Origin of the sequence: Novosphingobium mangrovisedimenti (assembly GCF_025153475.1) — a bacterium.
Classification (GTDB): Bacteria; Pseudomonadota; Alphaproteobacteria; order Sphingomonadales; family Sphingomonadaceae; genus Novosphingobium; species Novosphingobium mangrovi_A.
Genome location: NZ_JANZXA010000013.1, coordinates 16,845 through 42,635, shown reverse-complemented (window position 1 = coordinate 42,635; position 25,791 = coordinate 16,845). Strand labels below are relative to the sequence as shown.

The 25,791-nt window shown below is 66.8% G+C and carries 28 protein-coding genes; 23 read left to right on the top strand and 5 right to left on the bottom strand.

What is annotated here, in order from left to right:
* Positions 1–11: 11 nt before the first annotated feature.
* Positions 12–710 (bottom strand): dienelactone hydrolase family protein, encoded by a 699-nt coding sequence (locus NZK81_RS17060; RefSeq protein WP_260047285.1) that lies wholly within the window; start codon positions 708–710, stop codon positions 12–14.
* Positions 711–838: 128 nt separating this feature from the next.
* Between NZK81_RS17060 and NZK81_RS17055 the strand changes: the two genes are divergently transcribed.
* From NZK81_RS17055 to NZK81_RS17030, 6 genes are all read left to right on the top strand, one after another.
* A complete protein-coding gene (locus NZK81_RS17055) occupies positions 839–1,117 on the top strand; it encodes a DUF6489 family protein (RefSeq protein ID WP_260047284.1) in 279 nt (92 codons plus the stop codon).
* 50 nt (positions 1,118–1,167) lie between these two features.
* A complete protein-coding gene (mnmE, locus tag NZK81_RS17050) occupies positions 1,168–2,445 on the top strand; it encodes a tRNA uridine-5-carboxymethylaminomethyl(34) synthesis GTPase MnmE (RefSeq protein WP_260047402.1) in 1,278 nt (425 codons plus the stop codon).
* A 65-nt stretch (positions 2,446–2,510) separates the two neighbouring features.
* Positions 2,511–4,358, top strand: coding sequence for a tRNA uridine-5-carboxymethylaminomethyl(34) synthesis enzyme MnmG (mnmG, locus tag NZK81_RS17045; RefSeq protein ID WP_260047283.1), 1,848 nt, complete (start codon positions 2,511–2,513; stop codon positions 4,356–4,358).
* Positions 4,355–4,996, top strand: coding sequence for a 16S rRNA (guanine(527)-N(7))-methyltransferase RsmG (gene rsmG, locus NZK81_RS17040; RefSeq protein WP_260047282.1), 642 nt, complete (start codon positions 4,355–4,357; stop codon positions 4,994–4,996). Before mnmG ends, rsmG begins: the two co-directional genes overlap by 4 nt.
* Complete coding sequence (locus tag NZK81_RS17035) at positions 4,993–5,769, top strand: ParA family protein (RefSeq protein ID WP_260047281.1); 777 nt, start codon at positions 4,993–4,995, stop codon at positions 5,767–5,769. The genes rsmG and NZK81_RS17035 overlap by 4 nt, the downstream gene beginning before the upstream one ends.
* Positions 5,766–6,728, top strand: coding sequence for a ParB/RepB/Spo0J family partition protein (locus NZK81_RS17030; RefSeq protein ID WP_260047280.1), 963 nt, complete (start codon positions 5,766–5,768; stop codon positions 6,726–6,728). Before NZK81_RS17035 ends, NZK81_RS17030 begins: the two co-directional genes overlap by 4 nt.
* A gap of 60 nt (positions 6,729–6,788) precedes the next feature.
* Here NZK81_RS17030 and NZK81_RS17025 read toward each other — a convergent pair whose 3' ends face one another.
* Both NZK81_RS17025 and NZK81_RS17020 read right to left on the bottom strand, forming a co-directional pair.
* The gene (locus tag NZK81_RS17025) at positions 6,789–8,621 is read right to left on the bottom strand and encodes an AMP-dependent synthetase/ligase (protein WP_260047279.1); all 1,833 of its coding nucleotides are present in this window, start codon (positions 8,619–8,621) and stop codon (positions 6,789–6,791) included.
* Between the two features lie 77 nt (positions 8,622–8,698).
* Positions 8,699–9,769 carry a quinone-dependent dihydroorotate dehydrogenase gene (locus tag NZK81_RS17020; RefSeq protein ID WP_260047278.1) on the bottom strand — a complete coding sequence of 357 codons (1,071 nt, stop codon included), beginning with the start codon at positions 9,767–9,769 and terminating at the stop codon, positions 8,699–8,701.
* Positions 9,770–10,145: 376 nt separating this feature from the next.
* On the opposite strand from NZK81_RS17020, the gene NZK81_RS17015 reads away from it, so the two are divergent.
* The 9 genes from NZK81_RS17015 to NZK81_RS16975 all read left to right on the top strand — a co-directional run bounded on the left by NZK81_RS17015 (position 10,146) and on the right by NZK81_RS16975 (position 16,781).
* Positions 10,146–10,556: an SUF system Fe-S cluster assembly regulator gene (locus tag NZK81_RS17015; RefSeq protein WP_260047277.1), complete on the top strand. Its 411-nt coding sequence runs from the start codon at positions 10,146–10,148 to the stop codon at positions 10,554–10,556.
* Positions 10,553–12,058 carry a Fe-S cluster assembly protein SufB gene (gene sufB / locus NZK81_RS17010; RefSeq protein ID WP_260047276.1) on the top strand — a complete coding sequence of 502 codons (1,506 nt, stop codon included), beginning with the start codon at positions 10,553–10,555 and terminating at the stop codon, positions 12,056–12,058. Before NZK81_RS17015 ends, sufB begins: the two co-directional genes overlap by 4 nt.
* A 154-nt stretch (positions 12,059–12,212) precedes the next feature.
* Positions 12,213–12,719, top strand: coding sequence for an endonuclease domain-containing protein (locus NZK81_RS17005; protein ID WP_260047275.1), 507 nt, complete (start codon positions 12,213–12,215; stop codon positions 12,717–12,719).
* 2 nt (positions 12,720–12,721) lie between these two features.
* On the top strand, positions 12,722–13,465 hold the full coding sequence (gene sufC / locus NZK81_RS17000) for a Fe-S cluster assembly ATPase SufC (protein WP_260047401.1): 744 nt from the start codon (positions 12,722–12,724) through the stop codon (positions 13,463–13,465).
* Complete coding sequence (locus NZK81_RS16995; protein WP_260047274.1) at positions 13,462–14,211, top strand: SufD family Fe-S cluster assembly protein; 750 nt, start codon at positions 13,462–13,464, stop codon at positions 14,209–14,211. Before sufC ends, NZK81_RS16995 begins: the two co-directional genes overlap by 4 nt.
* The gene (locus NZK81_RS16990; RefSeq protein ID WP_260047273.1) at positions 14,208–15,410 is read left to right on the top strand and encodes an aminotransferase class V-fold PLP-dependent enzyme; all 1,203 of its coding nucleotides are present in this window, start codon (positions 14,208–14,210) and stop codon (positions 15,408–15,410) included. The genes NZK81_RS16995 and NZK81_RS16990 overlap by 4 nt, the downstream gene beginning before the upstream one ends.
* Positions 15,407–15,907 (top strand): SUF system Fe-S cluster assembly protein, encoded by a 501-nt coding sequence (locus tag NZK81_RS16985; RefSeq protein WP_260047272.1) that lies wholly within the window; start codon positions 15,407–15,409, stop codon positions 15,905–15,907. The genes NZK81_RS16990 and NZK81_RS16985 overlap by 4 nt, the downstream gene beginning before the upstream one ends.
* On the top strand, positions 15,904–16,431 hold the full coding sequence (locus NZK81_RS16980) for a GNAT family N-acetyltransferase (RefSeq protein ID WP_260047271.1): 528 nt from the start codon (positions 15,904–15,906) through the stop codon (positions 16,429–16,431). Before NZK81_RS16985 ends, NZK81_RS16980 begins: the two co-directional genes overlap by 4 nt.
* A complete protein-coding gene (locus NZK81_RS16975) occupies positions 16,428–16,781 on the top strand; it encodes a HesB/IscA family protein (protein WP_260047270.1) in 354 nt (117 codons plus the stop codon). The genes NZK81_RS16980 and NZK81_RS16975 overlap by 4 nt, the downstream gene beginning before the upstream one ends.
* A gap of 208 nt (positions 16,782–16,989) precedes the next feature.
* Here NZK81_RS16975 and NZK81_RS16970 read toward each other — a convergent pair whose 3' ends face one another.
* Together NZK81_RS16970 and NZK81_RS16965 are read right to left on the bottom strand one after the other, a co-directional pair.
* A complete protein-coding gene (locus tag NZK81_RS16970; protein ID WP_260047269.1) occupies positions 16,990–17,409 on the bottom strand; it encodes a bactofilin family protein in 420 nt (139 codons plus the stop codon).
* Between the two features lies 1 nt (position 17,410).
* The gene (locus NZK81_RS16965) at positions 17,411–18,478 is read right to left on the bottom strand and encodes a M23 family metallopeptidase (protein ID WP_419181706.1); all 1,068 of its coding nucleotides are present in this window, start codon (positions 18,476–18,478) and stop codon (positions 17,411–17,413) included.
* Between the two features lie 390 nt (positions 18,479–18,868).
* Here NZK81_RS16965 and NZK81_RS16960 point away from each other — a divergent pair, with 390 nt between their 5' ends.
* The 8 genes from NZK81_RS16960 (at position 18,869) to NZK81_RS16925 (ending at position 25,761) form a co-directional block, all read left to right on the top strand.
* The gene (locus NZK81_RS16960; RefSeq protein WP_260047267.1) at positions 18,869–20,173 is read left to right on the top strand and encodes a glutamate-5-semialdehyde dehydrogenase; all 1,305 of its coding nucleotides are present in this window, start codon (positions 18,869–18,871) and stop codon (positions 20,171–20,173) included.
* Positions 20,174–20,178: 5 nt separating this feature from the next.
* Entirely contained in the window at positions 20,179–20,856 is a 678-nt protein-coding gene (locus NZK81_RS16955) for a nicotinate-nucleotide adenylyltransferase (RefSeq protein WP_260047266.1), read from the top strand.
* Positions 20,857–20,969: 113 nt separating this feature from the next.
* A complete protein-coding gene (gene rsfS, locus NZK81_RS16950; protein ID WP_419181705.1) occupies positions 20,970–21,368 on the top strand; it encodes a ribosome silencing factor in 399 nt (132 codons plus the stop codon).
* Between the two features lie 127 nt (positions 21,369–21,495).
* Entirely contained in the window at positions 21,496–21,921 is a 426-nt protein-coding gene (locus NZK81_RS16945) for a 23S rRNA (pseudouridine(1915)-N(3))-methyltransferase RlmH (RefSeq protein WP_260047265.1), read from the top strand.
* A gap of 82 nt (positions 21,922–22,003) precedes the next feature.
* Complete coding sequence (locus NZK81_RS16940; protein ID WP_260047264.1) at positions 22,004–23,239, top strand: murein hydrolase activator EnvC family protein; 1,236 nt, start codon at positions 22,004–22,006, stop codon at positions 23,237–23,239.
* A gap of 131 nt (positions 23,240–23,370) precedes the next feature.
* Complete coding sequence (locus NZK81_RS16935) at positions 23,371–24,735, top strand: S41 family peptidase (protein WP_260047263.1); 1,365 nt, start codon at positions 23,371–23,373, stop codon at positions 24,733–24,735.
* 25 nt (positions 24,736–24,760) lie between these two features.
* Complete coding sequence (locus NZK81_RS16930) at positions 24,761–25,249, top strand: disulfide bond formation protein B (protein ID WP_260047262.1); 489 nt, start codon at positions 24,761–24,763, stop codon at positions 25,247–25,249.
* Complete coding sequence (locus NZK81_RS16925; RefSeq protein WP_260047261.1) at positions 25,246–25,761, top strand: demethoxyubiquinone hydroxylase family protein; 516 nt, start codon at positions 25,246–25,248, stop codon at positions 25,759–25,761. The genes NZK81_RS16930 and NZK81_RS16925 overlap by 4 nt, the downstream gene beginning before the upstream one ends.
* Positions 25,762–25,791 lie beyond the last annotated feature (30 nt).

Below are 25,791 nucleotides of genomic sequence, written 5' to 3'. Positions count from 1 at the left end.
AGCTGCTCGCTTTATCCGACGTGTTCGGCGAAGAAGGCTTCGGTACGGCTGTCGGCCAGCGCGGCACCGGCTTCATCGCGACGCGAGCCGATTTCGGCGGCAAAGCCGTGGTCTAGCCCTTCGTAGTCGTAGAGCGTCACGCGCGGATGGTCGTCCAGACCTTCGTGCATGGCCTTCTGCGCTTCGGCCGGCACAAAGCCGTCGGCGGTCGGAACATGCAGCATCAGCGGACGCGCGATCGCGTGCTTTTCGTTCAGCATCTGGTCGATCGCCACGCCGTAGTAGCCGACCGAGGCATCGATGTCGGTGCGGGCCGCGACCATGTAGGCGATCTTGCCGCCCATGCAGTAACCGACGAGCCCGACCTTGGGCACGCCCGCTTCGCGGCGGATCCAGTGGATCACGGCTTCCAGATCGCGGATGCCGAGATCGAAATCGTGCTTCATCATGAATTCGATGGCCTGCTGGAATTCCTCCGGCTTGTCCGCATCGAATTCGACGCCGGGCTTCTGGCGCCAGAAGCTGTCGGGGGCCACGGCGAGATAACCCTTGGCTGCCCAGCCGTCCGCCTTCTTGCGGATGCCGGCGTCCACGCCGAAGATCTCCTGCTGGACGATGATCGCGCCGCGCGGGGTGCCTTCGGGCTTCACCACATAGGCGGGGATCGTGCCGTCGCCGTCGAGAGTCGGGATTTGGGTGTTGGTGGACATGGGGTCTCTCCTGTTCGCCAGAGGTGGCACCTTCGCGTGCGGTGTTAGGTTCACGGCCTAAGCTCTTGCAATGGACTTTGTGAAGTGCATGTGTCAGCTATGTCAAAGAAATCCAGCAGGAGGCCGGGATGAAGGTCAATGTCGAGGTCGAATGCTCGCCAGAGGAAGCCCGGCGCTTTCTCGGTCTGCCCGATGTCACCAAGGCCAACGAAGTCTACGTCGACGCCCTGACAAAGGCGATGCAGGGCGCGGGCAATTTCGACCAGCTCCAGGAACTGACCAAGCAGGTCGCGCCAATGGGCGAGTTCGGGTTGAAGATGTTCCAGAAGTTCCTCGAAAGCGGTGTGGCCATGGCGATGAGCGGCGCTGGCGCAGCGTCCGGCAAGCCCAGGAAAGACGGGGACTAAGGGATTCGCGGAAGGCTCCCCTCGTGGGGGTAGCAGTCCAGGTCACGATCATGACGGATACGATCTTCGCGCTTTCCAGCGGGTCGCCTCCTGCCGCCATTGCGGTGGTCAGGGTGAGCGGGCGACAAGCCGGTGCGGCGCTCGCGGCGCTTGCGGGTAGCCTGCCCGGACCGCGCGTCGCCAGCTATCGCACCTTGCGTGTTCCACGTGGAACAGTGCTCGACCAGGCGCTCGTGCTGTGGTTCCCCGGACCGAATACCGCCACCGGCGAGGACCTTGCCGAGCTGCACCTGCACGGGGGCAGGGCGGTCGTGGCGGCGGTGGAGCGCGCGCTGTCGGCGCTGCCGGGCTTGCGCCGCGCCGAGCCCGGGGAGTTCACGCGGCGGGCCTTTGCCCATGGGCGGATCGATCTCGCCGAGGCGGAAGGCCTGGCGGACCTGCTTTCCGCGGAGACCGAATTGCAGCGCCGTGCCGCGATCGCCATGGCGGGCGGTGCCTTCTCGAAGCAGGTTGAGGACTGGCGCGAGCGGGTGCTGATGGCCTCGGCGGCGGTCGAGGCGGTGCTCGATTTCGCGGACGAGGACGATGTCGTGGAACTGCCGGCGGACTTTTCCGTGCGGCTCGACGCGCTTGCCGGGGACTTGTCCGAATGGCTTGCGCGCCCGCGTGCGGAGACCTTGCGGGAGGGCTTTCGCGTCGTGCTGGCGGGGCCGCCCAACGCCGGCAAGAGCACGCTGTTCAATGCGCTGGTCGAAGACGAGGCGGCTATCACCGCGCCGCTCGCCGGAACCACGCGTGACGTCCTTACCCGCGCGGTGGCCATCCGCGGCATGCCTTTCGTCTTCGCCGATACGGCGGGCCTGCGCGACGAATCCGGTGACGAGATCGAGGTCATCGGCATTGCCCGCGCCCGTGCGGCGCTTGAGCGGGCCGACCTCGTGCTCTGGCTGGGACCTGAAGGGGTGGGGCCCGAAGGGGCGTGGGAGATCGAGCCACAGTGCGACCGGGCAGGCTCTGCCGACAAGGCCGCGCCGCGCCACCGTGTCTCGGCCGTGACCGGGGCGGGTCTCGACGACTTGCGTCGCGATCTTGTCGAGACGGCGGCAAGGGCGATGCCGCGTCCCGGCGACGCGGCGCTCAACCAGCGCCAGCACGCCTTGCTGGGGCAGGCGGAAAGGGCCTTGCGCGATGCCCGGCGGGAGAGCGACCCCTTGCTGGTGGCGGAAGCGCTGCGCGTGGCGCGGGTGGCCTTTGACGCGCTGGTCGGGCGCGCGACGACCGAGGACATGCTCGATGCGCTGTTCGGCCGGTTCTGCATCGGCAAGTGATGTGTTTCACGTGGAACGTGCGGAGTTGCTTTGACGCGAATCCCGCGCTGGAGTAAGGGCGCGCCATGCATGCATTCGATGTGATCGTGATCGGCGGCGGCCATGCCGGCTGCGAGGCGGCAGCCGTGGCCGCCCGCATGGGCGCGCGCGTCGCGCTCGTGAGCTTCGATCTCGATGCGGTCGGTGCCATGAGCTGCAACCCCGCGATCGGCGGTCTTGGCAAGGGCCACCTCGTGCGCGAAGTGGATGCCTTCGATGGCCTGATCGGTCGTGCTGCCGATGCAGCCGCGATCCACTACCGCATGCTCAACCGCTCGAAGGGCAGCGCGGTGCAGGGACCGCGCGTGCAGGCGGACCGCAGGCTGTTCAAGGCGGCGATCCACCGGTTGCTCGGCGAGCAGGGTGACCTGACGCTGGTTGCCGGAGAGGCTGCTGTGCTCGTCCTCGAAGGGGGCAGGGCGGTCGGCGTCGATCTGGCCGACGGCACCCGTCTCGACGCGCGGGCGGTTGTGCTGTGCACGGGCACCTTTCTCGGCGGCACCCTGTTCCGGGGTGAGGAGCGGATCGTCGGGGGGCGCATCGGCGAAGCCTCGGCCCAGAAGCTTGCCGCGCAGATGCGCGAGGCCAGCCTGCCGATGGCCCGCCTCAAGACCGGGACGCCGCCCCGCCTCGACGGGCGCTCGATCGACTGGGCCCGTTTGGGCGAACAGCCTTCCGATACCGAAACCTGGACGATGTCGGCGATGGGCATGCGTCGGACGAACCCGCAGGTGTTCTGCGCGATCACCCGCACCAACCCGCGCAGCCATGACGTGATCCGTGACAACCTCCATCGCTCACCCTTGTTCTCGGGCGCGATCGGTGCGCAGGGTCCGCGCTATTGCCCTTCGATCGAGGACAAGATCCACCGCTTCGCGGACCGCGACGGACACCAGATATTCCTCGAACCCGAAGGGCTGGGCACGCACCTCGTCTATCCCAACGGGATCAGCACCTCGCTGCCCGCCGAAGTCCAGCTCGAAATGCTGCGTACGATGGAGGGGCTGGAGACGGTGGAGATGGTCGTGCCCGGCTATGCTGTCGAATACGATCACATCGATCCGCGCGCGTTGCGCACCAGCCTCGAACTGCGCGACATTCCCGGCCTCTACTGCGCGGGCCAGATCAACGGCACGACCGGTTACGAGGAGGCCGCGGCGCAAGGGCTGGTGGCCGGCATGCATGCGGCGGCCGAGGTGCTGGGCCGCGAGGCGCCGCTGCTCGATCGCGCCAACAGCTACATGGCGGTGATGATCGATGATCTGACGCTGCACGGCGTCAGTGAGCCCTACCGCATGCTCACGGCCCGTGCCGAGTACCGCCTGCGCCTGCGCGCCAACAATGCGACTACACGGCTCACCCCGCTCGCTATCGCGGCGGGGGCTGCGGGTCCTGCACGGCGGGACTGGTTCGCAAGCCGCGAGGAGGCAAGGGCGAAGCTTGACCGTGCATTCGACGTTGCGGTGCCCTCGGGGGAGATGGCGGGCGCAGGGCTGCCGGTTCGTGCCGATGTCGGCCGCCTGCCCATCCGCGAATGGCTTCGGTTCGGCGGTGTCGACCTCGAAGGACTGGCGCCCTGGATCGAGCCCGATGTGCTGGCCGATCCGGGGCTGGTCGAGGAGATGGCGGAAGATGCCGCCTACGCCCCCTACCTTGAACGCCAAGAGCGCGAGCTGCGCGACTTGCGGGCGAGCGAGGCACTGCCGCTGGGCGATCACTTCCCCTACGAGCGCATCCCCGGCCTGTCGCGTGAGATGGTTGAGCGGCTGACGCGCGCACGGCCCGCCACGCTGGCCGCTGCGGGGCGTATCCCGGGGATCACTCCGGCCGCCCTTGCCGCACTGCTGGTTCATGCCCGACGGGAGGCCGCGTGATCGAAACCGAGGAAGAGGCGAAGGCCTGGCTCAGGTCCTTGCCTGAATGCGATGCGTCTGCGCTGGAACGGCTGGAGCTGCTCTGCGCGATGCTGGCGGAAGAGAACCAGCGCCAGAACCTTGTCTCGGCGGCAAGCCTTGATCAGGTCTGGTTGCGGCACATCGTCGACAGCGCGCAGCTTCTGCCGCATGTTCCACGTGAAACATCGAGTCCCTGGCTCGACCTCGGCACCGGGGCGGGGTTTCCCGGCCTGGTGATCGCCACGCTGCGGCCGGAGTGCGAGGTGCTCATGGTCGAATCGCGCAAGCGCCGAATCGAGTGGCTCGACCGGGCGCGAATCGCCATGGGGCTGGATAAGGCCCGCGTGATCGGACAACGTCTTGAAATGGTCGAATCTCGTCAGGTCGCGGTCATATCCGCGCGCGCTTTTGCGCCTTTGGAGCGTTTGCTCACCTTATCTGCACGATTTTCCACAAGTGACACCGTCTGGCTGTTGCCCAAAGGGCGGTCTGCACAGCAAGAATTGGATGACCTTCGCAAATGGCGGCACGTGTTCCACGTGGAACAGTCCCTTACGGACCCGCAGGCAGGCATTATTGTCGGCAAACTTGCCGGCAGGAAGGACAAGGCCAAGTGATCCGCATTGCCATCGCCAACCAGAAAGGCGGCGTCGGAAAGACGACGACAGCGATCAACATATCGACCGCACTGGCGGCGACCGGCTGGAAGACGCTGCTGATCGACCTCGATCCGCAAGGCAATGCCTCGACCGGGATCGGCGTGCCGGCATCCGAACGCGGGGCATCATCCTACGACGTGCTGGTCGATCGGGTACCGGTGGATGAATGCGTGATGCCCACCAAGATTCCGGGGCTGGACCTGCTGGCCGCGACGGTGGACCTTTCCGGCGCCGAGGTGGAGCTGGTCAATTCCGATGATCGCGCCCATCGCCTGCAGGACGCCCTGCGCGGCGATATGGGGTATGACGTCTGCCTGATCGACTGCCCGCCGTCGCTCGGGCTGCTGACGCTCAATGCCCTCACCGCCGCCGATACCTTGCTGGTGCCATTGCAGTGCGAATTCTTCGCGCTCGAGGGGCTCAGCCAGCTTCTCCAGACGGTCGACCGCGTGCAGCAGCGCTTCAACCCCGATCTCGGCATCATCGGCATCGCGCTGACCATGTTCGATCGCCGCAACCGCCTGACCGACCAGGTTTCCGATGACGTGCGCTCGTGTCTCGGCCAGCTCGTCTTCGAAACCACCATCCCGCGCAATGTGCGCCTGTCCGAAGCGCCGAGCCATGGCGTGCCCGCGCTGATCTACGATCACGCCTGCGCCGGCAGTCGCGCCTACATGGCGCTCGCGCGCGAACTGATCACCCGACTGCCCGAGAAGAGGAAAGCGGCATGAGCGAAGAATCGGTTGTCCGCATGAATGCTCCGATGCCCGGCGTATCGCGCCAGAAGCCCAAGGGGCTCGGGCGCGGCCTTGGTGCGCTGCTGGGCGAATCGCGTCGCGAGGAGCCGGTGGCATCGACCGGCGAGGGCGGCAACGCCGCGCCATCGCGCGCAGGCGGGCTTACGACGCTGGCGATCGCCGACATCACGCCGCACCCCGATCAGCCGCGTCGCATCTTCGACGAGGCGGCACTGGAGGAACTGGCGGCCTCGATCGCGCAGCGCGGGGTGATCCAGCCGATCATCGTGCGGCCCATGGACAATGGCCGTTACCAGCTCGTCGCCGGCGAACGTCGCTGGCGTGCCGCGCAGAAGGCGCGCCTGCACGACATTCCGGCGCTGGTGCGCGACTTGTCCGAGCGCGATGTCATGGCGCTGGCGCTGATCGAGAACCTGCAGCGCGAGGACCTCAATCCGATCGAGGAAGCGCGTGCCTACAACCGGCTCGCCGAACTCGAAGGCATGACGCAGGCCGAAATCGCCCGGATGGTCGACAAGAGCCGCAGCCACGTCGCCAACTTCCAGCGTCTGCTGGCCTTGCCCGAAGGCGTCATCCACCTCGTCGAGAAGGGCGACCTGTCGATGGGCCATGCCCGTGCCCTGATCGGTTGCGAGGATGCAGAGGAGATTGCCGAGGCGGCGATCGCCAAGCAGATGTCCGTGCGTGAAGTCGAGAAGCAGGTGCGCAAGAAGGCGCGCGGGGAGGCACCGCCGCGTCGTGCCCGCACGGCCCGCAATGCGTCCGATGACGCCGACATTGCCGCCGTACAGAGCCATCTCGAGGAATTCCTCGGCCTGCCGGTGAAGATCAGTGCCGATGCCGATCCCAAGTCGGGTTCGGTGACGATACGCTACTCTACGCTGGATCAGCTCGACCTGATTTGCCAGCGCCTGACAGGCGGCGCCATCTAACTGAGATAAAATGATAAATGACGGGTCCGGGCGGCCGCGTCCGGGGCCGCCTTGCAGGCGTCAGCGCTTGTACAGTGCATCCATCCGTTCGCCGTAGCGTTCCTTGAGCTTATGGCGGCGGATCTTGAGGCTGGGGGTCATTTCCTCGTTCTCGATCGAAAAGGGCTCGTCGGCGAACGTGAACTGGCGGATTTTCTCGATCACCGAAAGGTGCGTGTTGACCCGGTCGATGGCGCCATGGACTGCCGAGCGGAATGCCGGGAGCGATTGCAGCGCGGTGAAATCGAATGTCTCGCCATTGTCGCGCGCCCATTGCAGGGCCCAGTCGGCATCGGGGACGATGAGGCTGACGATGTAGGGCCGGCGGTCGCCCGCGACCATGGCCTGCGCAATCTCCGGCTGCAGGGTGAGCATCGATTCGACCTTCTGCGGCGAGATATTGTCGCCCTTGTCGTTGACGATCATGTCTTTCTTGCGGTCGGTAATGCAGATGCGGCCCTTGTCGTCGAAGTGGCCGATATCGCCGGTATGGAGCCAGGGCGCGGTCCCCGGGGGGGCATCGGGCTCGGTCTGGAGCGCCTGGGCTGTTGCCGCCGCGTTGCGCCAGTAGCCATGCATGACGTGTTCGCCGCGCGTCAGGATCTCGCCGTCCTCGGCGATGCGCACTTCGACGCCGCGCAGCGGGGGGCCGACCGTTTCCATCGCGATTCCCGCGCTTGGCCGGTTGCAGCTGATGACGGGGCCGGCCTCCGTCTGGCCATAGCCCTGCAGGAGCGTGAGGCCCATCGCCTCGAAGAACGTACCGACCTCGGGGTTGAGCGGCGCCCCGCCCGAAACGAGGGCCTTCATCCGCCCGCCGAATCGCGCGCGCACCTTGGGCCGCAACGTGTGTTCGAGCAGGAAGTCGCAGGGGTAGTCGATCAGGCGGCGGTGCCCGGCGCACTTGCGCGCGGCGACGCCCAGCGCCAGGTCCATCAGGCGCGAGGGCAGGGCGCCCTGCTTCTGGATCTGCTTCATGATCCGCGTGCGCAGCACTTCGAACAGGCGCGGGACGACGATCATGATCGTCGGGCGCACTTCCTCGATGTTCCCCGCCAGCTTGTCGAGGCCCTCGGCATAGTAGATCTGCGCGCCCAGGCCGATCGGGAAGAACTGGCCGCCGGTGTGCTCGTAGGCATGGCTGAGCGGGAGGAAGGAAAGGAACGTCTCGTGCTCTTCCCAGCCGAAATCGTCGGCGATGACTTCCGCGGCGCCGGCGATGTTGCGCAGGACCATGCCGTGGTGCTGCCGCACGCCGCGCGGGGCGCCGCCGGTGCCGCTGGTGTAGATGAGGCAGGCCAGGTCGTCGCGGCCGATACCGACCAGCCGCGCCTCGACGTCGGCGCGGGCCTGCAGCGGGTCGCCGGCGATCAACGCGTCCCAGGCATGCACTTCGAACAGCCCGTGCTGCGTCGACGAGAGTGGCTCCATCCCGATGACATGGCGGCACGTGTCGGTCTGGACGATAGCCGGCAGCAGTGGCTGGCTGAGCTTTGCGGTCGAAACGATGGCTGCGCGCGCACCGGAATTTTCAAGGATATGAAGGTGATCGCGCGTGGTATTGGTGGTGTAGGCAGGCACTGTCACGCAACCGGCCGCCATGATCGCCAGGTCGGCGAGACACCATTCGGGCCGGTTTTCCGAAACGATCATGACCCGGTCGCCGGCCTGCAGGCCCAGCCGGCGCAGAGAATCGGCCATCAGGCACACGCGCCGCGTTGCCTCGGCCCAGCTCAGCGAGACCCATCGGCCATCGCGCTTGGCCCACAGCATGGGCGCATCGCCCAGCGTGTCGGCACGGGCGAGAAACAGCGATACGAGGTTCGGGCTCCGGTCGAAATCCGCAAGATCCATGGCCGCGCTCTACATCCCTCCGTTGCCCAGACAGGTCTAGGCGCACCGGCGCCCTCCGGCAACAGCGCAGGGACGCGCTATTCGGTCCCGACGGCCTCGGCGATCGAGGCGAACCCGTCGCGCTTCATCAGGCCGACCAGCCCCTTGCAGATCGTGCGGGCAATGCCCGGACCTTCATAGACCATGGCGCTGTAGAGCTGGACGAGGCTGGCGCCCGCCCGGATGCGCGCCCAGGCGTCCTCGGCGGTGGCGATACCGCCGACGCCGACGAGCGGTAGCGCACCCCCGGTGGCCTTGCGGAAATCGCGCATGCGTTGCTGGGCGAGGTCGCGCAGCGGCGCGCCGGAGAGGCCGCCGGTTTCGCCTGCGAGCGGCGAGAGCAGGGCGGGGCGCGAGATCGTGGTGTTGGAAACGATCAGCGCGCCCAGCTTCTTCTCGATCGCGATTCGGGCAATGGCGTCGATGTCCGCCGGTTCGAGGTCGGGTGCGACCTTGAGGAAGACCGGCGGGCGCTGCGCGTCCTTGCAGGCGGAATCGCGGGCTTCGATGACGGCGTCGAGCAGGCCGGTCAGTGCCGATTCGTCCTGCAGCGCGCGCAGTCCAGGGGTGTTGGGGCTGGAAATGTTGACCGCGAGATAGCTGGCGAGTGGGGCCATGAGGCGTGCCATGATCGCATAGTCGGCCACGCGGTCTGCTGAATCCTTGTTGGCGCCGATATTGATGCCGACCACGCCTGTCCTGAGCTTCGCCGAAGGGCCCGGTCGTCCAGTGCGCCCTTCGAGCCGGTCGACGGCGGCCTGCGCACCGCCGTTGTTGAAGCCCATGCGGTTGATCACCGCGCGATCCTCTTCCAGTCGGAACAGGCGCGGTTTCGGGTTGCCTGCCTGCGGCAGCGGGGTGATCGAGCCCACTTCGGCAAATCCGAAACCGACTGCCAGCAGCGCGTCGGGCACCTCGCCGTCCTTGTCGAAACCCGCAGCCATGCCGACCGGGTTGGGGAAATCGATGCCGGCGACCCGAGTCGCGAGGCAGGCGGGCGATGCCGGCGCGCGCGCGGGGATGCCCAGCTTGAGCGCGGCAAGCGCCAGGCCATGGGCCTTTTCGGCGTCGATTCGGAACAGGGCGGGTCTGAGCAGGGAATAAATCACGGTGACAGCGCATAAACGCTACTGAAGTGCGGCTCAAATGCTTCTGTGCGGCATGATTTCCTCACGGGCGTGCCCTTGGAAAGGTGTTTCGTACTGCTACGGACGCTGCATGTCGCAATTCTACAATAAATCCCCCGGGGCGACGCATACACGGCAAGCGCGACCCGAAGGGCTCGTAGCGGGATGCGCACGAGTTCCTTATTACCTTGATGGCGGTCTCCGACTTCGGTCGGGGGCCGCCTTTTTTCTTGGTTTTCGGGGCGATCAGGGGCGGTGAAGTCTCCTCGAATCACCCATTGAAACGTGCGGCGCGCTCGACTAGATGAAATCGGAAGGAATCAATCCGATTTAGAGTCCGGGTCCGGAAAACAGCCTTATGCGCCTGTCCAGCATGGCCGATTATGCCGTCGTCATCATGGCCGCCGCCGCGCGGCATTGCGGGGGTGTGCGGGTTTCCGCCAGCCAGCTTGCGGAGGAAACCGGGCTGCCGGTGCCGACCGTGCAGAAGCTGGTGAGCAAGCTGACGGCAGCTGGCCTGATGCGGTCTTCGCGCGGCGTCGGCGGCGGCCTCAAGCTGGCGCGCCCGCCGGCTGCGATCACGCTGGCCGATATCGTGGAGGCCGTGGAAGGGCCGATCGCGCTCACGGCCTGTCTGGGCGAGAACAAGAGCGATTGCACACTGGAAGCAGGCTGCAACGTGCGTGGACACTGGCCGATGGTGAATGCTGCCTTGCGCGGGGCTCTCGCGCAAGTGGCGCTCACCCAGCTTGCCGAGGAAGTTGAATGACCGAAGAAACCGTCCCTGAAACGCGCGACGCTGCTGCCCGCGAAGCCGCCGCGCGCGTGGCCGACTACGAGCACGGCTGGTCTTCCGACATCGAGCAGGAATTCGGCCCCAAGGGCCTGTCCGAGGACACCGTCCGCTTCATTTCGGCCAAGAAGGAAGAGCCGGAATGGATGCTCGAATGGCGCCTGAAGGCCTATCGCCGCTGGCTTGAGATGACGCCGCCCGACTGGGCCAAGCTCTCGGTGCCGCCGATCGACTATCAGGAGGCCTACTACTGGGCCGCGCCCAAGAAGAAGCCGAAGCTCGATTCGCTCGATGAGCTCGATCCCGAGATCAAGGCCGTCTACGACAAGCTCGGCATTCCGCTCGCCGAGCAGGAACTGCTCGCCAACGTGAAGGGTGCGGGCAATCCCAAGGCCGCGAAGAAGATCGCGGTGGACGCGGTGTTCGATTCGGTCTCGGTCGCCACCACCTTCCGTAAGGAGCTGGAGCAGGCGGGTGTGATCTTCCGCTCGATCTCCGAGGCGATCCGCGAATATCCCGAGCTGGTGAAGAAGTGGCTGGGCAAGGTCGTGCCGCAGCATGACAACTACTTCGCGGCGCTCAATTGCGCGGTCTTTTCGGACGGCACCTTCGTCTACGTGCCCGAGGGCGTGCGCTGCCCGATGGAATTAAGCACCTATTTCCGCATCAATGCCGAGAATACCGGCCAGTTCGAACGCACCCTGATCATCGCCGACAAGGGCGCCTACGTCTCCTACCTCGAAGGCTGCACTGCCCCGCAGCGCGACGAGAACCAGCTCCACGCCGCCGTGGTCGAACTGGTCGCGATGGAAGATGCGGAGATCAAGTACTCGACGGTGCAGAACTGGTACCCCGGCAACGAGGAAGGCAAGGGCGGCATCTACAACTTCGTGACCAAGCGCGGCCTTTGTCAGGGCGCGCGGTCCAAGATCTCGTGGACCCAGGTCGAAACCGGTTCCGCCATCACCTGGAAGTATCCGAGCTGCGTGCTCAATGGCGAGGATTCGGTGGGCGAGTTCTACTCGGTCGCCGTCACCAACAATTACCAGCAGGCCGATACCGGCACCAAGATGATCCACAACGGGCGGGGCAGCCGCTCGACGATCATCTCCAAGGGCATTTCGGCGGGCAAGTCGAACAACACCTATCGCGGTCTCGTGCGCGTGGCTTCGGGTGCGGAGAACGTGCGCAACTTCACCCAGTGCGATTCGCTGCTGCTGGGCAAGGAATGCGGCGCGCACACCGTGCCCTATATCGAGGTGAAGAACCCCTCGGCGCAGATCGAGCACGAGGCGACCACCAGCAAGATCAGCGACGACCAGCTTTTTTACGCCATGCAGCGTGGGCTCGACACCGAGCAGGCCGTGGCGCTGATCGTCAACGGCTTTGCCAAGGAAGTGCTGCAGCAATTGCCGATGGAATTCGCCGTCGAGGCCCAGAAGCTGCTGGGGATCAGCCTCGAGGGGAGCGTGGGGTGATGGACCGGCCCACGAACCTCAATGACTGGGCAAGGACCATCAATGGACGGCATCTGCTCGACGTTTTCGATAGCTTGCCTGATCGACGAGCGCCCCACCCCAACCCCGCCCCTGAAGGGGAGGGGCTTGAAGACGATATAGAAGGACTTTCCCGATGACCGCCGCCCGCAAGACCTTGGGTGTCAGCAAGGCCGCCACGCCCAAGGGCGATGCCCGCGCCAGCTTCAATGTGACCGGTGCCCGTCTCGAAACGCTCAAGGAACGTGCGCGTGAGATGCGCCGGCATCCGACCGATGCGCAGAAGGCGCTGTGGGCCGAACTGTCGGGCTCGCGGCTGGGCGGTGTCCGGTTCATGCGGCAGTCCGTGGTCGGCTCCACGATCGTCGATTTTGCCTGTCCCTCGCGCTGGATCGTGGTTTCGCTTTCGCCCGAAGGGGCCAATCCCGAGGTCGATGCCTTGCAGGACAAGAAGCTGACCGATGTCGGCATCCGCGTGCTGCGTTTCAGCGAAGCTGACGTGCTGGGCGATACCGATGCGGTCGTGAAGGCGATCAATGCCGAAGTGAACCAGCCGTTCGACAAGCGCGCCGCGCGTCGTGCCCAGGCTGCCAACACACCCGCCCCCACGTTCGCCGATGCCGAGGAGGGCGCCGAAGGATGACCATGCTCAAGATCGATAACCTCCAGGCCTCCGTGGCCGACAAGCCCATCCTCAAGGGCCTCTCGCTCGAGATCAATCCGGGCGAGGTCCACGCGATCATGGGGCCCAACGGTGCGGGTAAGTCCACCACCGGCTATGTGCTGGGCGGCCGTCCCGGCTACGAGGTGACCGGCGGCACGGTCGAGTTCATGGGGCAGGACCTGCTTGAGCTGGAACCGCACGAACGCGCCGCGCTCGGCCTGTTCCTCGGCTTCCAGTACCCGGTCGAGATTCCGGGCGTCTCCTTCGTCCAGTTCCTGCGCGAGGCGGCCAATGCCCAGCGCAAGGGGCGCGGCGAGGAACCCTATTCTGGCGGCGAGTTCCTCAAGCTGGCCAAGGAAAAGGCCGGCCTGCTCAAGATGGACATGGAGATGCTCAAGCGTCCGGTGAACGTCGGCTTCTCGGGCGGCGAGAAGAAGCGCGCCGAGATGGTGCAGATGGGCATCCTCGATCCCAAGCTGGCGATCCTCGACGAGACCGATTCGGGTCTCGACATCGACGCGCTGCGCATCTGCGGCGAGGGCATCAATTCGATCATGCGCGCGCCCGACAAGGCGGTGCTGCTGATCACGCACTACCAGCGGCTGCTCGACTACGTGAAGCCGGACTTCGTGCACGTCCTGGCGGGCGGGCGCATCGTCAAGTCGGGTGGCCCCGAGCTGGCGCTGCAGCTCGAGGAAGAAGGCTACGAGGCGGTGGCCGCGTGAGCGTCGATCTGGCTCTTCCCACCCGCAAGGACGAGGATTTCCGCTACTCGGACATCGAGGCGCTGGCCACGCTCTGGCCGGTGCAGCGCGAGCAGATCGTCATTGCCGACGGCTGCGAGGACGCGCGCCAGATCGTCGAAACGGGCGAGGGTGCCGTCGCGCGGCACCTTGTGATCACGCTCGGCAAGGGCGCGAAGCTCGATCTGCGCGTCCTCACCGCCGGGCCCGTCTATGGCCGCATCGCCATCGATGTGACGCTGGCCGAGGGCGCGGACTTCACGCTGGGTGCCGCGCAACTGGCGACAGGCTCCGAAACGCTCGAAATCGTCACCGATGTGAACCATGCCGGACCCGATGCGACCTCGGCGCAGGTCGTGCGCACGGTGCTCGCGGGCCATTCGACCGGGACCTATCTCGGCCGCATCGCCGTGGCACGTGGGGCCGACGGCACCGATGCCGAACAGTCGGTGCGCGCCATGCTGCTCGACCGCACGGCGACGGCCAATGCCCGGCCCGAACTCGAAATTTTCGCCGATGACGTCAAGGCGGCACATGGCTGCGCGGTGGGCGAGCTCGATGCGCAGGGCCTGTTCTACCTGATGTCGCGCGGGCTCACCCCGCCGCAGGCCAAGCGGCTGATGCTGCAGGCCTTCATTGCCGAAGCCTTCACCGGTGCGCCGGGCGAGGAAGCGCTGAGCGAAGCGGCGCTGTCCCGGTTGGGGCAGCTGGTGGAGACGGGCCTGTGAGCACCGCGACCATCACTCTCAAGGATCAGTTCCCCGGTCTCGGCGGCGGCTGGCACTATCTCGATACCGCCGCCACCGCGCAAAAGCCGCAGGCGGTGATCGATGCCACGGTGAATGCGCTGGGCCGCGATTATGCGACGGTGCATCGCGGGGTCTATGCCCGCTCCGCCGAAATGACGCTGGCCTTCGAGGCCGCGCGGCGACGCACGGCGGCTTTCATCTGCGGCAGCGAAGAGGAAGTGGTCTTCACCCGCGGCGCGACCGAGGCGATCAACCTGGTGGCGCAGACCTGGGGCGTGCAGAATCTCAAGGCGGGCGACCGCATCCTGCTCTCCACGCTGGAGCATCACGCGAACATCGTGCCCTGGCAGCTCCTGCGCGAGCGTACCGGCGTCGAAATCGATGTCTGCCCGCTGACGGCGGACGGGCGGATCGATCTCGACGCGGCCGAGTCCATGCTCACTCCGGCGCACAAGCTGGTCTCGCTGGCCCATGTTTCCAACGTGCTGGGCTCTATGCTCGACGTGCGAAGGGCCGCCGATCTGGCGCATGGGGTGGGGGCGAAGCTGCTGGTCGATGGCTGTCAGGCCGTCCCGCGCCTCGCGCTCGACATGGCGGCGCTCGACTGCGACTTCTATGTCTTCTCGGCGCACAAGCTCTATGGGCCGACCGGTGTCGGCGCACTCTGGGCACGCGCGGAAATTCTCGAATCGATGCCGCCCTGGCACGGCGGCGGCGCGATGATCGACCGCGTGACCTTCGAGAAGACCACTTATGCCCCGCCGCCGCAGCGCTTCGAGGCCGGGACTCCGATGATCGTCGAAGTGATCGGCATGGCCGCGGCGATCGACTGGCTGGCCGCTATCGGTCTCGACCGCGCCGAGCAGCACGAGCGCGAACTGGGTGCCAAGCTGCGCGAGGCCCTGCGCATGCGTAACGACGTGACCCTGTTCGGTCCGGAGGAAACGGCAGGCATCGTCAGTTTCGCGCTCGACGGGGTTCACCCGCACGACCTCGGCACCATATTGGACGAGGAAGGCGTGGCGATTCGCGCCGGCCACCACTGCGCACAGCCGTTGATGGACCATCTCGGCGTGCCGGCCACCGCGCGGGCCAGCTTCGGCCTCTACAGCGATGAAAGCGATATCGAGGCGCTCCTGAAAGGGATCGAGCGCACGAGGAGAATATTCGGCCAATGACTGAGCAGAACCGCGACGAGCCGCGCAAGTTCCAGATCGAGGAAGTCGAATCGAGTGCACCGCCCCCGCGTGCACGGGTCGACGATGCCGCGCTTCCGGCCGAAACGGCGGCCGAGAAGCTGAGCCGCAAGCGCGACTACCTTGAAGGCTTCCTGTCCGAGACGCCGCAGGGGGACAACCCCGGCGAGCCGGGCGGGGCGGTCTACGAGGGCGTGATCAGCGCGCTCAAGGAGATCTTCGACCCGGAAATCCCGGTCAACATCTATGATCTCGGGCTGATCTACGGCGTCGACGTTACGCCCGAGGCATCGGTCGCGGTGACGATGACGCTGACCACGCCGCATTGCCCCGTCGCCGAATCGATGCCCGGCGAAGTCGAACTGCGCGTCGCGGCGGTGCCCGGCGTGCGCGACTGCGAGGTCAATCTCGTCTGGGATCCGCCGTGGGACATGGCCAAGATGTCCGACGAGGCGAAGCTCGAACTGGGAATGCTGTGACCCAGACATTTGCCCCCGACGCGGATATGCCGGCCGCAGCCCCGGCCGTGAGCGTGCGGCTGGCCGACTATGGCTTCGAGCCCGACGGCGAGGCCCTCGTTGCGCTGCTCGATGCCTATGCGCGCGATCCGATGGGGGGCGGGCAGCCGCTGGAGGACGCGGTGCGCCAGAGGCTCGTGCCGGCGCTCGATGCCGTCCCCGGGGCCTTTTCGCTGCTGGCTTTCGATGGCGACGAACCGGTGGGGCTGGCCAACTGTTTCACCGGCTTTTCGACGTTCGCGGCGCGCCCGCTGATCAATATCCACGATGTTGCCGTGAAGCCGACCGCGCGCGGGCGCGGCGTCGGACGGGCGCTGATGCGCGCCGTCGAGCAGGAAGCACGGGCGCGCGGGGCCTGCAAGATCACGCTCGAGGTGCTGGGCGGGAATGAACCGGCCAAGGCGCTCTATGCCTCGCTCGGTTACGGAAACTATGCGCTCGACCCGGAGAAGGGGACAGCGCAGTTCTGGGAAAAGAAGCTATGACTACCACAACCCGCCAGCGTCCCGCAGCCGTTGTGCTGACTCCCGCCGCCGAAGCGCGCATCGCCAGGCTGATGAGCGAGGCGCCCCAAGGGGCGATCGGCGTCAAGCTCTCGACGCCGCGCCGGGGCTGTTCCGGCCTTGCCTACTCGGTCGACTACGTGACCGAGGAAGTGGCCTTCGACGAGAAGATCGAGACGCCCGGCGGCACGTTCTACATCGACGGTGCCTCGGTGCTCTATCTCGTGGGCAGCACGATGGACTGGAAGGAAGACGATTTCACCGCGGGCTTCGTGTTCGACAATCCCAACGCCAAGGGCAGTTGCGGATGCGGGGAAAGCTTCACGGTCTGAACCCGCCGCCGGAAAGGCCGGCGAGGGGAAAAAAGGCGCTCCCGCCGGGACTGTGGCGGGAGCGTATTCCGGTTTCGTCCGGGTAATGGCGACGACTGTGAAGGCGGGGGGTCAATTCTGCCAAGCCGTCTGAGGACGTTATTACCGGCGCGAGGGCACCCGCCGCACTCCGTAAAGTTCCGAGGCGTAATGTTGCGAGTGCCGCGCGTTACTTCGTCGGCGTGAGCACCAGTTCCGCTTCGGCGGGCTTCGCCGACTGCGTGATCGCCGGCGGCATCTGGCCGCCATGGGGGCTGAGCCGGCCGTCCAGACGGGCGCCCTGTTCGATGGTCAGCGTGTCATAGGAGACGTCGCCCTCGATGCGCGCGGTCTTGAGGATCACCACGTCGCGCGCGGCGATCGTGCCGCTGACCGACCCGGCGACGCGCACCGTTTCGGCCCGGATGCTGCCGGTGATCCGGCTGTCTTCGCCCTGGACCAGCGCATTGCAGGCGATGTCGCCGTCGATGCGGCCGTCGACGTGGAGGTCCGCGCTCGCTTCGATGTTGCCGGTAATGACAGTGTCGGCCCCGAGCATGGAGAACGTGGAGGCTGCGTTGGGGCGGGTGCTGGCGGGAGTCTTGGCCATGTTAGCCGGCCTTTTGCTGAACATTGCGTGCGGTCTCGAGGAAGGGGCGCGGATTGACCGGGCGACCGTTGATGCGGACTTCGAAGTGCAGGTGCGGGCCGGTCGAGCGGCCGGTGCTGCCCATGGCCGCGATCACGGTGCCTGCGTCCACTTTCTGCCCGACATGCGCCTTGAAGCGTGAAAGGTGGGCGTAGCGGGTCATCAGGCCGTTGCCGTGGCGGATCTCGATGCAGTTGCCATAGCCCTGGCGGCGGCCGACGAAGCTGACCTTGCCTTTGGCGGCGGCGTAGATCGGCGATCCGCGCGGCCCGGGGAAGTCGAGCCCGGCATGGAAGGCCGCGGAGTGGGTGAAGGGGTCGGAGCGATAGCCGTAGCTCGACGAAACATACGCCACGTGGGCCGGACTGACCTGCGGGATCGAGGCCAAGCCGTTCTCCAGCGCGTCCATCCGGGCGAGGCTGGCGCCCATGCGCTGGAAGCGCGGGTCGAGCGAGCCGTCGGCGGCCGTGGCGAGCTTCATCAGCGGGCCGCCCTCGGCGCCGTTCGAGCCGGCGATGATGGCGTTGGGATTGAGACCGAGCTTGCGGATCGCGGTGCTGGCGGCCTGTGACCGGCGGTCGGCATAGCGGGTCAGGCGCTCGACGAAGGCGATCTGCTGGGCCTCGATTTCGGCAAGGCCGCGGGCTTCGGGAACGACGGCGCTGACTTTCTTGACGGTTTCGGCGGCTTCGTTGCTGCTGTCCGAAACGGTCTCGCCGGCCTGCTTGTCGCTGGGCAGGTCACCGATGTGCGCTTCCACCATCTGTTCGATGAACTGCTGGCGCCGGGCGAGGTCGGAGGTGGTTTCGCGGATGGAGCTGCGATACTTCGCGACGCGGCTTTCGGAGGTGGCGATCGCGGCTTCGCGATCGAGCAGGGCGGCATGTTCGCTGCTGGCGGAGATGCGGGCGATGGCGGCCGCGCTCATCGTGCCGAGCCAGACGGCGGCCAATGCGGTCGCGGCGCCGGCCGCAGCCATCTGCACGCGCGAGGAAATGCGGATAAACCGGACCTGCCCCTGCGATCGCATGATGAACTCGCGATCGGGAAATGCGGTCCTGAGGCGCGAGAGGAGCGCCCCGGCTGACATCAATTTCAAAACGACCCCGCTGGAATTCTACTGTCTCAGTCCCGGCAAGCTGGCTAGCAGCGCGGGCCGGCAAAGGCGAATCGGACTATCGCAAACCTTTGCTGAATTGGGGCGAGTTGAAGCCTGCGCACGATGAACTGTGCAGCCGCAGCATGTCAGGAAATTAATCTTGCGTGAATTTTCCGCTCCGTAGGCGAATCGTGTCAATTGAAAACCGGTTCAGGTCGAGCCTTCCGGTTGCTTTCCCGTCAGGGTGTTGCCGTTCAACAACAGCGGGGCAGGAATGGCGGAATCGGTGACAATTCCGCGCTTCGGTGCTAGGCGGCGCTGATGACCGTGCAGACTACCCCCGTTGCCGACAAGGTGGCCGATGTGGCCGCTGGCGAATCGCCCGAAGATCTGGTTGCGCGCCTGGCCCGCGATGGCCGCGCGGCGCAGCGCGTGCTCGCGCGGCTGAGCGAAGCGCAGAAGGCCGAGGCCCTGCGCGCCGCCGCCGCCGCCTTGCGCACCGCGGAGCCGGCGATTCTCGAAGCCAATGCGCGCGACGTCGCGGCGGGTGAGGCGAAGGGGCTGACGGGCTCCATGCTCGATCGCCTGCGGCTCGACTCCGACCGCCTCGCCGGCATTGCCGATGCCGTGGAACAGGTCGCGAGCCTGCCCGATCCGGTCGGCCAGGTGATCGACGAAGTCGAACGCCCTAATGGCCTGCGCCTCAGCCGCGTGCGCATTCCCATCGGCCTGATCGGCATCATTTATGAAAGCCGCCCCAACGTCACGGCCGATGCCGCGGCGCTGTGCCTGCGTTCGGGAAATGCCGTGCTGCTGCGCGGCGGCAGCGAGGCGCTCCATTCGAATCGTGCGATCCAGGCCGCGTTCGCGACGGGCCTCGAAAGCGTCGGCATTCCCGCCGCGGCGATCCAGCTCGTGCCGACGCAGGACCGTGCGGTCGTCGGCGCCATGCTGACCGCGGCGGGCCTGATCGACATGATCGTTCCGCGCGGCGGGAAAAGCCTTGTCGCGCGCGTCCAGGCCGATGCGCGGGTGCCGGTGCTCGCCCACCTCGACGGCATCTGCCACACCTATATCCACGCCGCGGCCGATCCGGAGATGGCGCGGCAGGTCGCGCTCAATGCCAAGATGCGCCGCACCGGCATTTGCGGGGCGATGGAGACGCTGCTGCTCGACACGCAGTTCCCCGAGGCCGAAACGGTGGTTGCCGGCCTGCTCGATGCGGGCTGCGAGCTGCGCGGCGATGCCCGCGCGCAGGCGCTCGATCCGCGCATCCTGCCCGCCAGTGGTGAGGACTGGGACACCGAGTACCTCGATGCCGTGCTGTCGGTGGCCGTTGTCGACGGTCTCGATGCCGCGCTCGATCACATCGCGGCGCATTCCTCGCACCATACCGATGCCATCGTGACCGGCGACGATGCCGCCGCCGAGCGCTTCCTCAACGAAGTCGACAGCGCCATCGTCATGGTCAATGCCTCCAGCCAGTTCGCCGACGGTGGCGAGTTCGGCCTCGGGGCGGAGATCGGCATTGCCACCGGGCGGCTCCACGCGCGCGGTCCGGTCGCGCTCGAAGGGCTGACCACCTACAAGTGGCAGGTGCGCGGCAGCGGACAGACGCGGCCCTGAGTGCCATGGCCACGCAGCGGCGCGGCGGCCCGGTTACCGGGCTGCTCGGCGGCAGCTTCAACCCCGCGCATGGCGGGCACCGGCGCATCAGCCTGTTCGCGATGGAGGCGCTGGGGCTCGATGAAGTGTGGTGGCTGGTCTCGCCGGGCAATCCGCTCAAGTCTTCGGCCGGAATGGCCCCGCTGGCGACGCGCGTGGAATCGGCCCGCGCGCAGGCGCGGTGTGCGCGTATCCGCGTGACCGCGATCGAGCGTGAGCTGGGCACGCGCTATACCGTCGACACCCTGCGCGCCCTCTTGCGGCGATACCCGAAGCGGCGGTTCGTCTGGCTGATGGGGGCGGACAACCTCGCGCAGTTCCACAAGTGGAAGGACTGGCGCGCCATGGCGAAACTCATGCCGATTGCGGTGGTCGCCCGTCCGGGGTATGATGCCCCTGCCTTCGCGAGCCCCGCGATGGCCTGGTTGAGGCGGTTCCGGAAGCCTCGGTCCAGTCTTCGCGGTCCGGAAAGGTGGAGCGCACCCGCGCTTGTGACATTGCGATTCGACCCCGATACGCGGTCGGCCACGGCGATACGCCAAACCGATCCGGACTGGGCCCGGACATCCGGGACGCGAAATGCGCGTACCCAGCATAGCCGGGACGCTGTCACGCACCGCCTCATCCCCGGAACGGCAGCGTGAACGGCCCCGTGGCCCTTTGCCTGTGCATCCGGCTTACCCAGCATACGATTGAACATGGCAGGATGATCCCCATCTTGCGTGGACGATCCCTGAAAGGAGCAGAAACACCCTAGATGCCACAGGCACACCTACAGCCGGTTGCGACCGGCAACACGCCCCCGGCGATGGTCGATAGCGACGATCCGCTCTTGGCCCTTGTCCTGCAGTCCCTCGACGACGATCAGGCGCAGGACCTCGTGACCATCGACCTCGAAGGCAAATCCAGCATCGCGGACTTCATGGTGATCGCGTCGGGCCGTTCGACCCGGCAAGTTGCCGCCATGGCGCAGAAACTCGGCGAACGTCTCAAACAGGGCGGCTTCGGCAATCCCCGTATCGAGGGTCTGCCCGCGGCCGACTGGGTGCTGGTCGATGCCGGCGGCGTGATCGTCCATCTCTTCCGACCGGAAGTGCGCAGCTTCTACAACCTGGAAAGGATGTGGGGCTTCGACGGACCGTCCGGCGCGGCCTGATCGCCGCGCCCGATTGAAAGAACAGCCCGGCGCACGAGCGACCGGGCACAGCGAGAGGAAGTCCGCGCAAAGGCGCCGTGGCGCTACGCGTGTTTCATCCCTCGCGTCTTATCCCTATTGTTGCGCCATGCTGCTGCACATCATCGCCCGCGGAAAGATCGCCCGCTCGCCCGAGGCCGAGCTGCTCGACCGCTATGCCAGGCGGATCACCTGGCCCTTCAAGCACAGCGAACTGCCCGACGTGGGCGGCAAGGTGCCGCCCCCGACGCAGACGCCGGTGCGCGAGGTCCTGCTCGATGAACGCGGCAAGGCCATGACCTCGGAGGAATTCGCGGCGCTGCTGGGCCGCTGGCGCGACGATGGCGTGCGTGAATGCCGCTTCCTGATCGGCGCGGCGGACGGCCATGGCGACGAGGCCCGCAAGGCCGCCGATCACCTGCTCTGCTTCGGCAAGATGACCTGGCCGCACCTGCTCGCCCGCGCGATGCTGGCCGAGCAGCTCTGGCGCGCGACGGCGATCCTGGCGGGGCATCCCTACCATCGGTCGGGCTGAACGGGTTGGCGAAGAGGGCATTGCCCATGTCTTGCCGTGTTCCCTCTTCCCGCGGGACTCCCGCTGTCCTAGGTAAACAACCGTGAAACCAGTCCTGCGCCTTTCCCTGATCGCTGCGGCCGGCGTTGCCGCCGTGTTCGCGATGCAGGCGCTGACGCAGCAGGGGGCACTGGCGGTGCTCGATCCCGCGGCGGACGCCACCAGGGCGCAGGAGGATATGCTGGCCGCCCGGCGCGAGGGCGAGGCCGCGCGCAAGCGGGCTGAAAAGCTCGAGGCGCGCGCACGCGCGGTGACGGAGAAGGCGGACCGGACTGCGCGCGAGGCCGCGGCCGTGGCGGCGCGCATCCAGGAAACCGAGGCGGCGTTGGCGGCGCAGCAGGCGAAGATCGACCTGATCTCCTCGCAGCGCGCGGCGCTGCGGGCCGATCTTGCGCGCCAGCAGCAACCGCTCGCCCGCCTGACCGGATCGCTGCAGCGCCTGTCGCGCCGTCCGCCGGTGTTGGCTTTGCTGCGGCCCGGCTCGGTGCGCGATGCGGTTTATATGCGGGCTCTGCTCGATACGCTTCTGCCCGAAGTCCAGCAGCGTACGACCGATCTGCGCGCCGAGATCGAACGCGGCCGCGCCCTTGAAAGGAGCGCGCAGGCGGCCGCGTCGGAATTGCGCAGCACCGAGGGGCAGATGCGTGAGCGCCGCAAGCAACTTGCCGCCATCGAATCGCGCCAGCGGCTGGCGAGCCGCAAGGCCTCGGGCATTGCCGCACGCGAGAGCGAGCGGGCGTTGGCGCTGGCAGAAAAGGTCCGCGATCTCGGCGATCTGGTCGAGGAGATGGGCAAGCAGGGCGCGTTGCGCCGCGACCTTGCGGCGCTGCCGGGGCCGATCATGCGTCCGCCGCGTCCCGAGGACGCACAGGTCGTCGCGGCATCGCAGTTCACGCCGCCGCCCGAGGGGCTGGCCAGCTACATGCTGCCGGTGACCGGCCGGGTGCTCGTCGGCTTTGGCGAGGACGCGCCCGGGCAGGCGCGTTCGGGTGGGTTGGTGCTGGTAACGCGCGCCAATGCGCAGGTCGTGGCCCCCGCGCCGGGGCGCGTGGCCTTCGCGGGCCCTTATCGCGGTTATGGGCGCATCGTCATCGTTGAGCACGACGGCGGCTGGACCTCGCTGGTTACCGGGCTGGTGCGGCTCGACGTCGCGGTGGGCGACAAGGTCGTGGCGGGATCCCCGATCGGCATGACCGGGCCCGGCGAGCCGCAGGTGATGGTCGAACTGCGCCGCGACGGCGAACCCGTTAATCCCCTGCAATATATCCGTTCGCTATGATGCATGCCGTCGTCCCGCCGCCCTCCGGCACCGCGCGCCGCTGGCGTTTGCCGTAAAGGACCGGTAGGATAGGACGTGAAAACCACGTGCGGCCCATTGCCGGACGTAATGAGCAAGAGGCATACTGCCCGATGAAATTCGCACCCCTGATGCGTGCCACGCTGCTGGTTTCCGCCATCGCCGCGATCCCCGCCGCGACGTCCGGGCTGGCGGCGGTCGACAGCCGCGCCAACCACGAGTTCGACAAGCTTTTCACCATCTACCAGCTGGTGAAGCAGAACTACGTTGATCCGGTCGACGACGACAAGCTGATGAAGGGCGCCATCGACGGCATGCTCGCCAGCCTCGATCCGCACTCCAACTATCTCGACGGCCCCTCGCTGCAGCGGCTCGAGACGATGATCGACGGCAAGTACTCCGGTCTCGGCCTCTCGGTCGTGGAGGATGACGGCGCGGTCAAGGTGATCTCGCCGTTCAAGGGCAGCCCGGCGGAGAAGGCCGGGGTCAAGGCGGGCGACTACATCACCCACCTTGACGGCGTGCTCTATTACGAGCGCGATCTCGACGAGGCGGTGGAGAAGATGCGCGGGCCCGCGGGCACCTCGATCAAGCTGACGATCTACCGCCCCGGCCGCGACGAGCCCTTCGACGTCACTGTTACGCGCGGTGTGATCGAACTCCAGCCGGTGACCTGGGAGCTCAAGGACAAGGTCGGCGTGATCAGCGTCAACGAGTTCTCGCGCAATGTCGGCAACGACGTGAACAAGGCGATCACCGACCTCAAGAAGCAGGCGGCGCTCAAGGGCGGCGGCAAGCTGGTCGGCCTCGTACTCGACCTGCGCTCCAACCCCGGCGGTTCGCTCGACGAGGCAGTGGCGCTTTCCGACCTGTTCCTCGATCACGGCGACATCGTCTCGCAGCGCGGCCGTCTCGCCAGCGAGAACCAGTTCTACCGTGCGGAGACCATGTTCAAGGGCGATGCCGCCAAGGGCCTGCCGGTGGTCGTGCTGGTCGATGCGGGCTCGGCCTCGGCTTCCGAGATCGTCGCCGGTGCGCTGCAGGACCAGCGCCGCGCGGTGATCATGGGCCAGCGCACCTTCGGCAAGGGCTCGGTCCAGTCGTTCATCCAGCTCGACAAGGACAGCGCGGTGAAGCTGACCACGGCGCGCTACTACACGCCTTCGGGCCATTCGGTGCAGGAAGGCGGCATCGTGCCGGACATCAAGGTGCCTCAGCTCTCCGATCCCGATGCCCGCGCCCGGGCCGAGCGCGCGGTGCGCGAATCGGACCTGCGCGGCCACCTGATCAACGAGGCCGCGCTCGACGACAAGGAGCTGGAGACCGACAAGATGCAGGATCCGCGCTTCAAGATCTCGGCCGCCGAACTGGAAAAGGAAGGTATCAAGGACTTCCAGCTCCACTATGCGATCAACACGCTGGAGCGTACGGCCGGCAAGCCCGCGCTGGCCGCGGCCGACGCCAAGAAGCAGAACTGACGGCGGACGCAGGGGAAGCAATGTTATGACCGTTCCCGTCGCTGCTCCCGTGCGCGTCGCCCGCTGGCTCGTTCTGGCGATCCCCGTCGCGTCGCTGGGCGGGGCCTACATTGCACAATACGTCTTCGGGCTGGCGCCTTGCGAAATGTGCTGGTGGCAGCGCTATCCGCACATGTTCGCGCTGGTCTTCGCGGCGCTGGCCTTCTTCTGGCGGCCGGTGCGTCCGCTGGTGGCGGTCGCGGCGCTGGGGGTGCTGACGTCGGGCCTGATCGGAGCTTTCCACGCCGGGGTCGAATATGGCTGGTGGAAGGGCGTGACGGCGTGCACGGCCAGTCCCTTCGCGGCGGGCGGCGATCCGTTGGAGGCGATCATGAACGCCCCGGTGGTGCGCTGCGATGTCGTTCCCTGGAGCCTCTTCGGGATTTCCCTGGCAGGGTGGAACTTTCTTTTTTCGACGGGCGGGGCATTGCTGGCGTTCGTGTTGCTGGCGAGCAGCAGAAAGGCGAAGTCATGACGTCATCACGAAGCGAGCGCATGTTGCGCGTCGATCAGGCCGGGGAATATGGCGCGACCCGCATCTACGCCGGACAACTGGCGGTGATGGGCACGCGCGCGCCGCATGCGACCGAAGTGGCCGGCATGGCCGCGCAGGAGGAAGATCACCGCGCCCGCTTCGATGCGATGATCGCCGAGCGCGGGGTGCGTCCCACCGCGCTGCAGCCCTTGTGGTCCGTTGCCGGCTACGCGCTGGGCGCGGCGACCGCGTTGCTCGGTCCCGAAGCGGCCATGGCCTGCACCGCGGCGATCGAGACCGAAATCGACCGTCACTACACCGAACAGCTCGAGGAGCTGGGCGACGATGATCCCGAGCTGGGCGCCGCCATTCGCGAATTTCGCGATGACGAGCGCGAGCACCGCGATGCCGCGCTGGCGGCGGGCGCGGAGCGGGCCCCGGCCTATCCGCTGCTGTTCAACGCGATTCGCCTGGGTTGCCGGGCCGCGATCAAGCTGTCGGAGCGGATCTAGCCCGCGGCAGGGATTGTTGTTCTCGCGCAA

Bases quoted from the DNA above. Each gene is read 5' to 3' on its own strand.
- NZK81_RS17060 (WP_260047285.1), bottom strand. From the start codon at position 710: ATGTCCACCAACACCCAAATCCCGACTCTCGACGGCGACGGCACGATC.
- NZK81_RS17055 (WP_260047284.1), top strand. From the start codon at position 839: ATGAAGGTCAATGTCGAGGTCGAATGCTCGCCAGAGGAAGCCCGGCGC.
- mnmE (WP_260047402.1), top strand. From the start codon at position 1,168: ATGACGGATACGATCTTCGCGCTTTCCAGCGGGTCGCCTCCTGCCGCC.
- mnmG (WP_260047283.1), top strand. From the start codon at position 2,511: ATGCATGCATTCGATGTGATCGTGATCGGCGGCGGCCATGCCGGCTGC.
- NZK81_RS17030 (WP_260047280.1), top strand. From the start codon at position 5,766: ATGAGCGAAGAATCGGTTGTCCGCATGAATGCTCCGATGCCCGGCGTA.
- NZK81_RS17025 (WP_260047279.1), bottom strand. From the start codon at position 8,621: ATGGATCTTGCGGATTTCGACCGGAGCCCGAACCTCGTATCGCTGTTT.
- NZK81_RS17015 (WP_260047277.1), top strand. From the start codon at position 10,146: ATGCGCCTGTCCAGCATGGCCGATTATGCCGTCGTCATCATGGCCGCC.
- sufB (WP_260047276.1), top strand. From the start codon at position 10,553: ATGACCGAAGAAACCGTCCCTGAAACGCGCGACGCTGCTGCCCGCGAA.
- NZK81_RS17005 (WP_260047275.1), top strand. From the start codon at position 12,213: ATGACCGCCGCCCGCAAGACCTTGGGTGTCAGCAAGGCCGCCACGCCC.
- sufC (WP_260047401.1), top strand. From the start codon at position 12,722: ATGCTCAAGATCGATAACCTCCAGGCCTCCGTGGCCGACAAGCCCATC.
- NZK81_RS16985 (WP_260047272.1), top strand. From the start codon at position 15,407: ATGACTGAGCAGAACCGCGACGAGCCGCGCAAGTTCCAGATCGAGGAA.
- NZK81_RS16975 (WP_260047270.1), top strand. From the start codon at position 16,428: ATGACTACCACAACCCGCCAGCGTCCCGCAGCCGTTGTGCTGACTCCC.
- NZK81_RS16970 (WP_260047269.1), bottom strand. From the start codon at position 17,409: ATGGCCAAGACTCCCGCCAGCACCCGCCCCAACGCAGCCTCCACGTTC.
- NZK81_RS16965 (WP_419181706.1), bottom strand. From the start codon at position 18,478: ATGCGATCGCAGGGGCAGGTCCGGTTTATCCGCATTTCCTCGCGCGTG.
- NZK81_RS16960 (WP_260047267.1), top strand. From the start codon at position 18,869: ATGACCGTGCAGACTACCCCCGTTGCCGACAAGGTGGCCGATGTGGCC.
- NZK81_RS16955 (WP_260047266.1), top strand. From the start codon at position 20,179: ATGGCCACGCAGCGGCGCGGCGGCCCGGTTACCGGGCTGCTCGGCGGC.
- rsfS (WP_419181705.1), top strand. From the start codon at position 20,970: ATGCCACAGGCACACCTACAGCCGGTTGCGACCGGCAACACGCCCCCG.
- NZK81_RS16945 (WP_260047265.1), top strand. From the start codon at position 21,496: ATGCTGCTGCACATCATCGCCCGCGGAAAGATCGCCCGCTCGCCCGAG.
- NZK81_RS16935 (WP_260047263.1), top strand. From the start codon at position 23,371: ATGAAATTCGCACCCCTGATGCGTGCCACGCTGCTGGTTTCCGCCATC.
- NZK81_RS16930 (WP_260047262.1), top strand. From the start codon at position 24,761: ATGACCGTTCCCGTCGCTGCTCCCGTGCGCGTCGCCCGCTGGCTCGTT.
- NZK81_RS16925 (WP_260047261.1), top strand. From the start codon at position 25,246: ATGACGTCATCACGAAGCGAGCGCATGTTGCGCGTCGATCAGGCCGGG.